General features: G+C 66.7%; 7 protein-coding genes. 3 read left to right on the top strand and 4 right to left on the bottom strand.

The window, feature by feature from the left end; genetic code table 11:
• Positions 1 to 44 precede the first annotated feature (44 nt).
• Complete coding sequence (gene adhP, locus J8I35_RS30640; RefSeq protein ID WP_050014086.1) at positions 45 to 1,073, bottom strand: alcohol dehydrogenase AdhP; 1,029 nt, start codon at positions 1,071 to 1,073, stop codon at positions 45 to 47.
• Positions 1,074 to 1,455: 382 nt separating this feature from the next.
• Here adhP and J8I35_RS30635 point away from each other — a divergent pair, with 382 nt between their 5' ends.
• Both J8I35_RS30635 and otsA read left to right on the top strand, forming a co-directional pair.
• Positions 1,456 to 3,540 (top strand): TonB-dependent receptor, encoded by a 2,085-nt coding sequence (locus J8I35_RS30635; protein ID WP_209928661.1) that lies wholly within the window; start codon positions 1,456 to 1,458, stop codon positions 3,538 to 3,540.
• A gap of 515 nt (positions 3,541 to 4,055) precedes the next feature.
• Positions 4,056 to 5,462, top strand: coding sequence for an alpha,alpha-trehalose-phosphate synthase (UDP-forming) (otsA, locus tag J8I35_RS30630; protein ID WP_209928659.1), 1,407 nt, complete (start codon positions 4,056 to 4,058; stop codon positions 5,460 to 5,462).
• A gap of 157 nt (positions 5,463 to 5,619) precedes the next feature.
• Here otsA and ftsH read toward each other — a convergent pair whose 3' ends face one another.
• The gene (gene ftsH, locus J8I35_RS30625; RefSeq protein WP_209928657.1) at positions 5,620 to 7,596 is read right to left on the bottom strand and encodes an ATP-dependent zinc metalloprotease FtsH; all 1,977 of its coding nucleotides are present in this window, start codon (positions 7,594 to 7,596) and stop codon (positions 5,620 to 5,622) included.
• 457 nt (positions 7,597 to 8,053) lie between these two features.
• Between ftsH and J8I35_RS30620 the strand changes: the two genes are divergently transcribed.
• The gene (locus J8I35_RS30620) at positions 8,054 to 9,718 is read left to right on the top strand and encodes an acid phosphatase (protein WP_124557133.1); all 1,665 of its coding nucleotides are present in this window, start codon (positions 8,054 to 8,056) and stop codon (positions 9,716 to 9,718) included.
• A 98-nt stretch (positions 9,719 to 9,816) separates the two neighbouring features.
• Here the strand turns inward: J8I35_RS30620 and J8I35_RS30615 are convergent, their stop codons facing one another.
• Both J8I35_RS30615 and J8I35_RS30610 read right to left on the bottom strand, forming a co-directional pair.
• Positions 9,817 to 11,682, bottom strand: a complete 1,866-nt coding sequence (locus J8I35_RS30615) for a phosphoenolpyruvate carboxykinase (GTP) (RefSeq protein ID WP_209928655.1) — start codon at positions 11,680 to 11,682, stop codon at positions 9,817 to 9,819.
• A gap of 789 nt (positions 11,683 to 12,471) precedes the next feature.
• The gene (locus J8I35_RS30610; protein ID WP_050014091.1) at positions 12,472 to 14,055 is read right to left on the bottom strand and encodes an isocitrate lyase; all 1,584 of its coding nucleotides are present in this window, start codon (positions 14,053 to 14,055) and stop codon (positions 12,472 to 12,474) included.
• Between the last annotated feature and the right edge of the window lie 229 nt (positions 14,056 to 14,284).

The following is a 14,284-nucleotide window of genomic DNA, read 5'->3' as shown; positions in this document are numbered from 1 at the left end:
CGCGACGCCATCCGTCGCGCGGCGGCGTGCGCCTGTTCACCGCATCAATGCATGTCCGTCAGCACGATGCGGCCGTCGACCTTCCCTTCCCGCAGCTTCGCGAAGATGTCGTTGATGTTGGCGAGCCGGTCGCGATGGATGTGCGCGCGCACCAGGCCGTCCGCCGCGAAATCGAGCGACTCCTGCAGATCGCGCCGCGTGCCGACGATCGACCCGCGCACGGTGATGCCGTTCAGCACGGTCGAGAAGATCGGCAACGGGAAATCGCCCGGCGGCAAGCCGTTGAGCGCGACCGTGCCGCCGCGACGGACCATCCCGAGCGCCTGCGCGAACGCGCTGCGCGACACGGCCGTGACGAGCACGCCGTGCGCGCCGCCGATTTCCTTCTGGATCACTTTCGCGGGGTCGTCGACCGACGCATCGATCGTCAGGTGCGCGCCCAGTTGCCGCGCCAGCGCGAGCTTGTCGGGCGAGATGTCGATGGCCGCGACGTGCAGGCCCATCGCACGCGCATATTGGACGGCCACGTGCCCGAGACCGCCGATGCCGGAGATCGCGAGCCACTGGCCCGGCCGCGTGTCGGTGACGCGAATGCCCTTGTAGACCGTCACGCCCGCGCACAGAATCGGCGCGATCTCGTCGAACGCGACCTGCGCGGGCAACTGGCCGACGTAATCGGGATCGGCCAGCACGTATTCCGCGTAGCTGCCGTTCACCGAATAGCCGGTGTTCTGCTGGCCATGGCACAGCGTTTCCCAGCCCGTGCTGCAGTACTCGCAATGGCCGCAGGCCGTGTAGAGCCACGGCACGCCGACGCGATCGCCCTCGCGCACGTGCGTGACGCCCGCGCCGACCGCCGCGACGATCCCGACGCCTTCGTGGCCCGGGATGAACGGCAGCGACGGCTTGACGGGCCAGTCGCCGTCGGCCGCGTGCAGATCGGTATGGCAGACGCCCGACGCCTTGATGTTGACGAGAATCTGGCCCGGCCCCGGTGCGGGAATCGGAACTTCCTCGATGCGCAACGGCTCGCCGAACGCGTGTACCACGGCCGCTTTCATGGTCTGGGTCATGCGTTGCTCCTGTCTGGTCGATGAGCAAACCAGTATCCGGTTTCGGTATCGGAGCACGTTGATACGCGTCAACGCATCGGAACGATGCGACGGTCGACGCGACAGCCCGAGCCGGCGGCCGCACGCTGCCCCGCCGCTCACGCGACTATTTCACCGATCCGACAGAAACCCGACGGAGCCCCGCCATTCGGCTTGGAATTTGAAATGATATAACATATCATTCGCGTGCTCGTCCGCCTGACGCCGTTTCAACCCAGGTGGCCGGGCCTCGCCGAGCCACGTTCCAGCGGGTCATTGCGCGCCAGTGACGCAACAATATATCGTATCCAGCGGTGACCCGCATCGCTCGTTATCCGATCCGATTCCAACCGATTCACCGACCATGCGCGACCTTCCTCGCTTACCGCTTCGCCCGCTCTCGTCCCTGTCGTTGATCCTGTTCGCCGCCGCTGCTCACGCGCAGACCGACGTCCCCGCCGCGGCCGGCACCCATACGCCTGCCGCCGCGCCGCTCGCGCCGATCTTCGTGACCGCGAACCCGCTCGGCGACACCGAACTGATCGCGCCGACCATCCAGCTTTCCGGCGAGGCGCTGACGCGCCGCCAGGCCGATTCGCTCGGCGAAACGCTCAACGGGCTGCCCGGCGTGTCGACCACCACCTACGGGCCGATGGTCGGCCGTCCGATCATCCGCGGGATGGACGGCGACCGGATCCGGCTGCTGCAGAACGGCGTCGCGGCGTATGACGCGTCGTCGCTGTCGTACGACCATGCGGTGCCCGAGGATCCGCTGTCGATCGAGCGCGTCGAGATCGTGCGCGGCCCGGCCGCGCTGCTGTACGGCGGCAACGCGGTGGGCGGCGTGGTCAACACGATCGACAACAGGATTCCGCGCGAAGCGATCGAAGGCGTGACCGGTGCGCTCGATGCGCGCTACGGCGGCGCGAATTCGGTGCGCGCGGGCGCCGCGCAAGTCGAAGGCGGCAACGGCCGCTTCGCGTTCCACGTCGACGCGTTCGACCGCGAAACGAGCAAGCTGCGGATTCCCGGCTACGCGCGCAGCAGCCAGCAACGCGCGATCGACGGCCCCGACACGCCGCAGCCGGAAGGCAACGTACCGAACAGCGACGGGCGTGTGCACGGCGGCGCGGTCGGCGCGTCGTACACGTGGGCGGACGGCTTCGCCGGTCTCTCGTACAGCGGCTACGAATCGAACTACGGCTCCGTCGCGGAAAGCGACGTGCGGCTGCGGATCCGCCAGGAACGCCTCGCGTTCGCGTCCGAGGTGCGCAACCTGAGCGGGCCGTTCACGAAGCTGAAATTCGATTTCGCGTACACCGACTATCGCCACAAGGAAGTCGACAACGGCGAGACGGCGACCACCTTCCGCAACCGCGGCTACGAGGCGCGCATCGAGGCGCGCCATCGCAAGATCGGCCCGTTCGAAGGCGCGATCGGCGTGCAGTTCGGCCAGAACACGTTCTCGGCGCTCGGCGACGAAATGCTCGTGCCGTCCACGCGCACCAACAGCGTCGCGCTGTTCGGCCTCGAGGAATGGCAGGTCGTCCCCGCGCTGAAGCTGAGCCTAGGCGGCCGCTTCGAGCACGTGAAGGTCGATCCCGATCCGGCCGGCATCGAGAAATTCGCGGGCGCGCAGCCGCGCGACTTCAATGCGGGCAGCCTGTCGGCCGGCGCGCTGTTCTCGCTGACGCCGGTTTGGTCCGTCGCCGCGAACGTCGCGTACACCGAACGCGCGCCGACCTTCTACGAGCTGTATTCGAACGGCCCGCACGATGCGACCGGCCAGTTCCTGATCGGCAACCCGAACGCGTCGAAGGAAAAAGCCGTGTCGACCGACCTGTCGCTGCGCTATGCGAGCGGGCCGAACCGCGGCAGCGTCGGCGTGTTCTACAACCGCTTCTCGAACTACCTGACCGAATACAACACCGGCCGCGTGGTGGACGACGACGGCGCGCCCGTCGCGCCGGGCACCGACGGCTCGCTCAACGAGGCGATCTATCGCGGCGTGCGCGCCGAGTTCTACGGCATCGAGCTGGACGGCAAATGGCGCGCGTTCGCGCGGCGCGGCCACACAGTCGATCTCGAACTGACGGCCGACTACACGCACGCGCGCAACGTCGACACGGGCCAGCCGCTGCCGCGCATCGCACCGCTGCGCGCGACGCTCGCGGCCGACTACGGTTACGGCCCGTTCGGTGCGCGTGCGCAGGTCACGCATGCGTGGTCGCAGCATCGGGTGCCCGACGACGACTTCTCGACGGACGGCTACACGTCGCTCGGCGTGATGCTGACGTATAAGTTCCGCGTCGGCCCGACGCACTGGCTCGCGTACCTGCGCGGCGACAACCTGACGAATCAGGAAATTCGCTACTCGACGTCGGTCGTGCGCGGCTTCGCACCGCAAGGCGGCCGCAGCGTGATGGCCGGATTGCGCACGACGTTCTAACCGCGGTACGGCTCGCGGCGCCCGCCGCGGGCCGCTTACCGATGCGAATCCGAACTGGCTGCACGCGCACGAAGCCGACATGCGCCACTGGCGACCGGCTTCCGCGTGACGGCATACGCGACGGAGACGACGATGCGCATGCCGTCATGCACGCATGCGCATGCGTCGGTACGATCACGCGTCATTCGCGCCGCTCGCCGCACAGCCTTGTGCCCACTGCGTCACAGCGTGCAGCAAATTTCGGTCCCGCTCGGGCATCGCCCGTTGCCGCACCGCCGTCATGGGATACCGCGCGACAGGTTCGCGCGCGCCGTTCGTCGACCCGGACTTTTAAAACGCACGAATGACGAGTATCCTAAAAAAGCACTTTTCGACCGGACGGCGAATCGCGTGCCCCTGACTCCCGTCCGATCGCCATGCGGCCCCGTCGTATCGCGCACCGCGCGCCGATGGCGGCGTATGCCTGTCGCGCCCTGGCCGCACGAACCTTTCCCCAACAATCGTCAGGAGAGCTGGTGAGCCGACTCGTCGTCGTATCCAATCGCATTGCAGATCCCCGTAAAGCCGCGGCCGGCGGGCTTGCCGTCGCCGTGAAGGACAGCCTGCAGGAAACCGGCGGCGTCTGGTTCGGCTGGAGCGGCAAGCTACGCGGCGGCGACGATCGCCCCACGCATGGCGACGACGTGCAGATCCAGAACGTCGGCGGCATTCAGCTCGCGACGGTCGATCTCGATCCGCAGGACTACGACGCTTACTATCTCGGCTACTCGAACAACGTGCTGTGGCCGGTGTTTCACTACCGGCTCGATCTCGCGCAGTTCGACCGGCGCTTCGCCGACGGCTACCGGCGCGTGAACCAGCTGTTCGCGCGCAAGCTGCGCACGCTGCTGCGGCCCGACGACGTCATCTGGGTCCACGACTATCAGCTGATTCCGCTCGCGGCCGAGCTGCGCGCGATGGGCTGCACGAATCCGATCGGCTTCTTCCTGCACATTCCGATGCCGCCGCCGCCGATCATGGCCGCGATCCCGGAACACGAATGGCTGATGCGCTCGCTGTTCGCGTACGACCTCGTCGGCTTCCAGACCGAATCGGATCTGCTCCACTTCGAGCATTACGTCGAAGCGGAAGCCGGTGCGGCGCGGCTGCCGGACGGCCGGCTGCGCGCGTTCGGCCGTACGTTGTCGGCCGGCGCGTTCCCGATCGGCATCAACGTCGACGAGTTCGAATCGCTCGCGCGCGATCGCGACGGCCTCGACATGTTCGAACGCATGCGCGACGAGTATTCGCGCCGTCAGTTGCTGGTCGGCGTCGACCGGCTCGATTACACGAAAGGGCTGCCGCAGCGCGTGCATGCGTTCCGCGAGCTGCTCGAACAGTATCCGGAGAACCGCGACCGTGCGACGCTGATCCAGATCGCCGCGCCGAGCCGCGAGGATCTCGGCGCGTACGACGACCTGCGGCGCGAGATGGACAGCCTGTGCGGCGCGATCAACGGCGACTACGGCGAGCTCGAATGGATGCCGATGCGCTACATTCACCGCACCGTCGCGCGCAAGCGCCTGCCGGGCCTCTACCGCGCGAGCCGGGTCGCCCTCGTCACGCCGCTGCGCGACGGGATGAACCTCGTCGCGAAAGAGTTCCTCGCCGCGCAGGACGCGGCCGATCCGGGCGTGCTCGTGCTGTCGCGCTTCGCGGGCGCGGCCGAGCAATTGAAGGCCGCGCTGCTCGTCAATCCGTACGACACGCAAGGCACCGCGCAGGCAATCCAGCGCGCGCTCACGATGCCGCTCGAAGAGCGCCGCCAGCGTCACGCGGCGCTGATGGCGATCATGCGCAAGACCGACGTGCACTGGTGGCGCACGCGCTTTCTCGAAGCGCTCGCCGAAGCGGCCGAAGTCGCGGCCGCGACCGAATCCTGACGCGCTGACGCGCGCCTACGCCCCGTCGTCATGCATTCGAGCGCGCCGCCGTTCGACTGATACGTGCGCGTCGCTCAGCGCGACGTCGTGGTGGGAAAGACCATAAAGAAAGCGTGCGACGTCGGAATATCGGCGCGCGCCGGTCCACGCAGCGGCTTCAGCGATCGGATTCGTGCGACCGTCCGTACGCGACGAAATCGCGCTCGACGGTGGACGCCTGCTCCGTTTCGATCGCGCCGCCGCGAGCACCGGCGTCGTCGCCCGACGAGGCCGACGCGGCCAACGACGGTTCGATGCGTGCGTCGATCAGCGCCTGCAGCGCGTCGCGTTCGAGCACCTCGCATTGCAGCAGCCGTCGCGCGATGCGTTCGAGCGCGTCGCGACGTTCGCCGAGCGTCGCCGCGACGCGCGCATGCGCATCGGCCAGCAGCGTGCGCACCTCGTCGTCGATCATCCGCGCGGTGTGCTCGCTGCAGCGGCCGTCGCCCGCATGCCATGCGCCGGGCAGGCCCTGGCGCGCGTCACCGTCGTCGAACGTCGCGAGCCCGATCTTCTCGCTCATCCCGTACTGCATGACCATGTGGCGCGCCATCGCGGTCGCGCGTTCGAGGTCGTTCTGCGCACCGGTCGACACGTCGCCGAACACGAGTTCTTCCGCCACGCGCCCGCCGAGCAGCGCATCGATCCGGTCGAGCAGCTCGCTGCGGCGCAGGACGTAACGATCCTCGATCGGCACCTGCTGCGTGTAGCCGAGTGCGGCGACGCCGCGCGGAATGATCGACACCTTCTTCACCGGGTCGCAATGCGCGCGGCTTTCCGCGACGAGCGCATGGCCGGCTTCGTGATACGCGATCGTCAGCTTCTCCTGCTCGTTCATCACGCGGCTCTTGCGCTCGAGGCCCGTCAGCGCGCGGTCGATCGCCTCGTCGAAGTCCGCCATGCCGATCGCCGGCTTGCCGAGTTCGGCCGCATGCAGCGCGGCCTCGTTGACGACGTTCGCGAGATCGGCGCCGACGAAGCCCGGCGTGCGCGACGCGAGCTCGCCGAGATCGACGTCGGCGGCGAGCTTCACGCGCTTCACGTGCACGTCGAGGATCTGGCGGCGGCCGTTTACGTCGGGCCGGTCGATCGCGATGTGACGATCGAAACGGCCCGGGCGCAGCAACGCGGGATCGAGGATCTCGGGCCGGTTCGTCGCGGCCATGATGATCACCCCGGAGCCGGCCTGGAAGCCATCCATCTCGACCAGCAACTGGTTGAGCGTCTGTTCGCGCTCGTCGTTGCCCGACATCGGGCCGACGCCGCGCACCTTGCCGAGCGCATCGAGCTCGTCGACGAACACGATGCACGGCGCCTTCTGCTGCGCCTGCTCGAACAGGTCGCGCACGCGCGCGGCGCCCACGCCGACGAACATCTCGACGAACGCCGAGCCGCTGATCGAGAAGAACGGCACGGCCGCCTCGCCGGCCACCGCGCGCGCGAGCAGCGTCTTGCCCGTGCCCGGCGCGCCGACGACGAGCACGCCTTTCGGAATCTTGCCGCCGAGCCGCTGGTAGCGATCGGGGTTGCGCAGGAACGCGACGAGCTGCTGCAGTTCGGCCTTCGCTTCGTCGATGCCCGCGATGTCATCGAACGTGATGCCGGTCTCCTGCTGCACGTACACGCGCGCGCGGCTCTTGCCCATGCCGGTGAAGTCCTGCAGCCCGCCGCGCTTGCGCAGCATCATGTTCCACACGAACACGAGCAGCATCAGCGGCAGCAGCCACGACGCGAGCGACGCGATCCAACCGGTGTCGGGCGTGCCGTGATAGCGGATGCCCGCGGCGGTCAGCGTGTCGATCAGGTGTTCGTCGGTCACGCGGCTGGTCGTGAAGCGCCACGGCGCGCCAACCTGCTGCACGACCGCCGCGTCGGACGCCGGCAGCATCGCGCCGGCCTGCGGCATCTTCAGCGCGCCCGAGATCGACGCCGGGCCGACCTCGAGATCGTCGACGAGCCGCGCGGCGACGAGCCGGTGGAAATCGCTGTACGCGATCGGCGTCGACGTCGGGTGCAGCATCAGCAACTGCGCGGCGAACAGCACGAAGAAGCCCGCCGCGATCAGCAATCCCGGGTAGTCGAATTTCCTGTCCATCGCATCGGGCCTGCCATCTCCGCTGCGCGGCGTGCGCTCACGCCGGCACGCGCGCAACCGGTACGCGGCCGCCATGCGAAAACGACTTGCATCCGCGCATCGTCGCCTCGCCGTCTCGCGTCGTTCGTCGCATCGATGCCGCCTCGACAACACCGTCGTCGGCATTGCCGGGCGATCCTCGCCCGGGCGGCACGCCGTGACGCACCGCCCTCGATTCCAGTCTAGTTCGTGCGCGGGCGTCGCGCCGCTCGCCGCGCAGCGTCGAATCGTCGGACGAACGGCTTTCATCCGCCCCCTTGCCGCGTTATAGTCGCGTGCATGACATTTTTGTGACAGTCGCCTCGCGCCGCCGCGCGCGAGGCCGGCCGTCTCATCCCGTCCCGCGTCGCGGCAGCCCGCGCGGCGCCGGCGCGCATCGAACGACAATGCCCACCCGCCCATCCGAGGAGCCCACGACGTGAACGACACCCCCGATCGCCCCGACGACCTACCCGCCGATCCCGACCGCCGCCGTGTGCTCGGCGGCCTCGCCGCACTCGGCGCCGGTGTCGCGCTCAGCGGCTGCGAAACCACCGCGGGCAACGCGCCGCGTTCGGCCGCCGACCTGCGCATCGACGAAGCGCTGCGCCAGCGCGTGCGCCACATCGTCGTGATCTATGCGGAAAACCGCAGCTTCGCGAACCTGTACGGCGATTTCCCGGGCGTGCGGTATCCACTGAGCGAAGTGCGGCCCGAACACGCGCAGCAGCTCGATCGCGACGGCAAGACGCCGCTGCCGGCGCTGCCGAAGATCTGGGGCGGGCTCGTGCCGCAAGCGCAGGAAGTGGACGGCAAGCGCTACGCGATCGCCGAGCGCGACATCGACAAGCTGCCGAATGCGCCGTTCCGGATTTCGGACGCGCAAGGCAAGCCGCTGCCGAACGGCGTGATCACGCGCGACCTGTGGCATCGCTTCTACCAGAACCAGATGCAGATCGCGGGCGGCCGCAACAACCAGTTCGCCGCGTGGGCCGATTCGGGCGGCCTCGTGATGGGCCATTACCGCAATTCGGCCGACACGCTGCGACTGTGGAATCTCGCGCGGCAATACACGCTGTGCGACAACTTCTTCATGGCGGCCTTCGGCGGTTCGTGGATGAACCACATGTTCCTGATTTCCGCGCAGCCGCCGCTGTATCCGGACGCGCACAAGCATCCGCATGCGGCGAAACTGCTGTCGAAGGTCGAAGGCGACGACCCGGCCGGCACGCGCCTGAAGCTCGCCGACGATTCGCCCGCGTCCGCGCTCGACGGTCCGCCGAAATTCGCGGTCGACGGCCCGCTGACGCCGGACGGCTACGGTGTGAACACGATGGCGCCGCCGTACCAGCCGAGCTACGTGCCGCCGCCCGATCCGGGCAACGCCGCGTATGCGGATCCGGCCGACCATCGCGTGATGCCGCCGCAGGGCTACGCGACGATCGGCGACCGCCTGTCGGAAAAGAATGTCGACTGGGCGTGGTACAGCGGTGCATGGCAGTATGCGCTCGAGCATCGCGACACGGGAATGGTGCCCGACTTCCAGTACCACCACCAGCCGTTCAACTACTTCGTGAACTACGCGCCGGGCACCGAAGCGCGCCGCAAGCATCTGCGCGACGCGGGGCTCGGCGACGAGCCGTCGACCAACCACTTCATCGCCGACATCGACGCGGGCCGCCTGCCGGCCGTCACGTTCTACAAGCCGCAAGGCAACCTGAACATGCATGCGGGCTATGCGGACATCGAATCGGGCGACCGCCACATCGCGACCGTGATCGACCATATCCGGCGCGGCCCGCAATGGGAAAACACCGTGATCGTGATGACGCACGACGAGAACGGCGGCTGGTGGGATCACGTCGCGCCGCCGGTCGGCGATCGCTGGGGCCCCGGCTCGCGGATTCCCGCGCTCGTGATCTCGCCGTTCGCGAAAAAGGGCTTCGTCGATCACACGCTGTACGACACGAACTCGATCCTGCGCTTCATCAGCCGCGTGCACGGCCTCGCGCCGCTCGACGGCGTGGTCCTGCGCAACAACGCGTTCGCCGCGCGCGGCGCGACGCCGCCGGGCGATTTGACGAACGCGCTCGATCTCGGCTGACACCCGGCCGAGCGCCAGAAACGACGACGCCCCGGGCCATGCGATGGATGGCCCGGGGCGTTCATGCCGCTTTCAGGTGGTGACGTCGATGCCGCTCGTCAGCCGCCGATACGCCGCTCGATCTTCTTCATCGTCTCGGTCATTTCAGCCGGCAAGCGCAGCTTCAACGTATCGAACAGCGCCGCGTGCAGCTTCAGTTCCTCGCGCCATTCGTCGGCGTTCATCGACGTCACCGCATCGAACTGATCGCGCGTGAAATCGAGGCCATCCCAGTGCAGATCTTCATACGCGGGCGACACGCCGAACGCATGCTCGCCGCCACCGCCCGTGCCTTCGAGACGATCGAGCATCCACTTCAGCACGCGCATGTTCTCGCCGAAGCCCGGCCACACGAACTTGCCGTTCGCGTCCTTGCGGAACCAGTTGACGCAATAGAACTTCGGCAGCTTCGCGCCGGCGGCTTCGAGCTGCTTGCCGAGTGTGAGCCAGTGCGCGAAATAATCGCTGACGTTGTAGCCGCAGAACGGCAGCATCGCGAACGGATCGCGGCGCACGACGCCCTGCTGGCCGACCGCGGCCGCGGTCGTCTCGGAGCCCATCGTCGCGGCCATGTACACGCCTTCGACCCAGTCGCGCGCTTCGGTCACGAGCGGCACGGTCGTCGAGCGGCGGCCGCCAAAGATGAACGCGTCGATCGGCACGCCGGCCGGGTTTTCCCAGTCGTCGTCGATCGACGGGCACTGCGCGGCCGGCGCGGTGAAGCGCGAGTTCGGATGCGCGGCCTTGCGGCCGGTTTCCTTGCCAATCTCGGGCGTCCACGGATTGCCCTGCCAGTCGGTCAGCTTCGCGGGCGGCGTGTCGGTCAGCCCTTCCCACCACACGTCGCCGTCTTCCGTCAGCGCGACGTTCGTGAAGATCACGTTTTCCTTCAGCGTGGCGATCGCGTTCGGGTTGGTCTTCACGCCCGTGCCCGGCGCCACGCCGAAGAAACCGGCTTCCGGATTGATCGCATACAGGCGGCCGTCGCGGCCGGGCTTCAGCCACGCGATGTCGTCGCCGATCGTCGTGACCTTCCAGCCGTCGAAGCCCTGCGGCGGGATCAGCATCGCGAAGTTGGTCTTGCCGCACGCGGACGGGAACGCGGCCGCGACGTGATACTTCTTGCCGGCCGGCGACGTCACGCCGAGGATCAGCATGTGTTCCGCGAGCCAGCCCTGATCGCGCCCCATCGTCGACGCGATGCGCAGTGCGAAACACTTCTTGCCGAGCAGCGCGTTGCCGCCGTAGCCCGAGCCGAAGCTCCAGATCTCGCGCGTTTCCGGAAAGTGCACGATGTACTTGACCGGATTGCACGGCCACGGCACGTCCTGCCGGCCGGCTTCGAGCGGATGACCGACGCTGTGCACGCACGGCACGAAATCGCCGTCCTCGCCGAGCACGTCGTACACGTCGCGCCCCATGCGCGTCATGATCCGCATGTTCACCGCGACGTACGGGCTGTCGGACAGTTCGACGCCGACGTGCGCGATCGGCGAGCCGAGCGGGCCCATCGAGAACGGCACGACGTACAGCGTGCGGCCGCGCATCGCGCCGCGGAACAGCCCGTTGAGCGTCTCGCGCATTTCGGCCGGCTCGATCCAGTTGTTGGTCGGGCCGACGTCGTCGCGCGACGCCGCGCAGATGAACGTGCGATCCTCGACGCGCGCGACGTCCGACGGATCGGATTGCGCGAGATACGAGTTCGGGCGCTTCGCCGGGTTCAGGCGCGTGAGCGTGCCCTGGTCGACCATCGCCTGGCACAGCGCGTCGTATTCTTCCTGCGATCCGTCACACCACACGACACGCTCGGGCTCCGTGAGCGCCGCGATGCGCGAGACCCAGTCGATCAGCTTGCGATGTTTGACGAAGGCCGGCGGAGCGATCAGCGGGCCGTGTGTCGCTTCGGCCAAAGTGTTTTGCGACATGTGGATGTCTCCAGATTATTGGGCGGGGATGGGGGATGCGGAGCGAGCCCGCGAGATGGGGAATGCGTGCGGAGCGCAGGAAGATGCGGCGCGCAGGACGGGACGCGCGAGCGGAGCGCGCGTCGATGCCGCGATGCGGGCGAGAGAAGATGAAGTCTCGTTAGAAAGTGCGAACACGAGTTTCGCCATGCAAGCAACCTGCCATACAACTCCATGCCGGCCAGCATACCATCGCCGTTATTGACGAGGCGTTGCGTTGCAACAAGAAACAATTGTGACGACGTGCCGGCATGCGCGTTGCAGACAGGCGCTTTTTACGGCGTCGTCCCGCGCGCTTTGGGGACGAAACGAGCGCGACGACCGCCCCGCAAGGGTTTCGCACGAACGGCAATTTCAACCTGCCGGCCGTGCGCACGAACCACGCGAACCCGCGCCGTGCGAGTTAGCGTTTTCGCTACTCAGGCAAACCCTGAATTAGGTTGTGTACACAAACATCCCGTTCGAATACCCGATGCACGCCCCTGCTTAAAACGGTGCGCGCGGCAATCCGGGGTAATACGTGCGCACGCTGTTCGACAGCGTTCGCAATGACGAGAAATTCCAGCGCAATGTGCGCCGAGATGATGAACCGCCGCGGGCGTTTCATCGATTTCGAACCGATCGACGTGGTGTCGACGAGCCAGTACGCAGTACGTCGTAAAGGCCATGTACGGGTAACGCACGGCGATCGCGCAGACAAAAAAACGCCAGCCCCGAGGAGCTGGCGTCGTGCTGCGGATCTGACGATGATCAGAACTGGTTCATCGTGTTGTCCTTGCCCGCTGCCTTCAGCGCCGCTTCGCCGCTGAAGTATTCCTTGTGATCGTCGCCGATGTCCGAACCGGACATGTTCTGGTGCTTCACGCACGCGATGCCCTGACGGATTTCCTTGCGCTGCACGCCCGCCACGTAGCCGAGCATGCCCTGGTCGCCGAAGTATTCCTTGGCCAGGTTATCGGTCGACAGCGCAGCCGTGTGGTACGTCGGCAGCGTGATCAGGTGGTGGAAGATGCCTGCTTCACGCGATGCATCGGCCTGGAACGTGCGGATCTTCTCGTCGGCGAGCTTGGCCAGTTCGGTTTCGTCGTATTCGACGCTCATCAACTGCGCACGGTCGTAAGCCGACACGTCCTTGCCCTCGGCCTTCATCGCATCGTAGGCCTGCTGGCGGAAGTTCAGCGTCCAGTTGAACGACGGGCTGTTGTTGTACACCAGCTTCGCGTTCGGGATCACCTTGCGGATCTCGCTGACCATGCCGCCGATCTGCGCGATATGCGGTTTTTCGGTTTCGATCCACAGCAGGTCGGCGCCGTTCTGCAGCGACGTGATGCAGTCGAGCACGCAGCGCGCCTCGCCCGTGCCGGCGCGGAACTGGAACAGGTTGCTCGGCAGGCGCTTCGGACGCAGCAGCTTGCCGTCGCGCTTGATGACGACGTCACCGTTGCCCAGCTGGTCGGCCGACAGTTCTTCGCAATCGAGGAACGCGTTGTATTGATCGCCCAGGTCGCCCGGCGTGTTCGTCACGGCGATCTGCTTGGTCAGGCCCGCGCCCAGCGAATCGGTCCGCGCGACGATGATGCCGTCGTCCACGCCCAGTTCCAGGAACGCGTAGCGGATCGCGCGGATCTTCGCGAGGAAATCCTCGTGCGGCACCGTGACCTTGCCGTCCTGGTGGCCGCACTGCTTCTCGTCCGACACCTGGTTTTCGATCTGGATGCAGCACGCGCCCGCTTCGATGAACTGCTTGGCCAGCAGGTAGGTCGCTTCCGCGTTGCCGAAGCCGGCGTCGATGTCGGCGATGATCGGCACGACGTGCGTGACGTGGTTGTCGATCTTTTGCTGGATCGCGGCCTTCGCAGTCGCGTCCTTCGCGGCATCCAGCTCGCGGAACAGGCCGCCCAGCTCGCGGGCGTCGGCCTGGCGCAGGAACGTGTAAAGCTCGCGGATCAGCGCGCTGACCGAGGTCTTTTCGTGCATCGACTGGTCAGGCAGCGGGCCGAACTCCGAGCGCAGCGCGGCGACCATCCAGCCCGACAGGTACAGGTAGCGGCGTTCGGTGCTGTTGAAGTGCTTCTTGATGGAGATCATCTTCTGCTGGCCGATGAAGCCGTGCCAGCAACCCAGCGACTGCGTGTACTTGGACGGATCGGCATCGTACGCGGCCATGTCGGCGCGCATGATCTTCGCGGTGTACTTCGCGATGTCCAGGCCGGTCTTGAACTTGTTCTGGGCACGCATGCGGGCCGCATACTCCGGGCTGATGGCATTCCACGCGCTGCCGTGGTTTTCCTTCAAGCCAGCCACTGCCTTGATGTCGTCTTGATATTGGGACATGTCTATCTCCTGGGAACGAAGCGCATTTGAGTAAAGGGTTCAGCGTGCCCGCCGCGTGTGACGAAGCGAACTGCATGGACTCAATAGTAATCCTGTCTCACGCGTTTTCGGCCAAGTCTTATATAAGACATAAGATATAAATTTCTCTTGTTTTTCAATTAGATAGCCAGTCGTTTTTGCGATGCAAAACACGGTTTCAAGCGGCGGTAAAAAGCGGCGGCAGGAATTC

This window comes from Burkholderia sp. CpTa8-5, assembly GCF_017815045.1.
Classification (GTDB): domain Bacteria; phylum Pseudomonadota; class Gammaproteobacteria; order Burkholderiales; family Burkholderiaceae; genus Burkholderia; species Burkholderia sola.
This window is presented reverse-complemented; position numbering and strand designations above follow the sequence as displayed.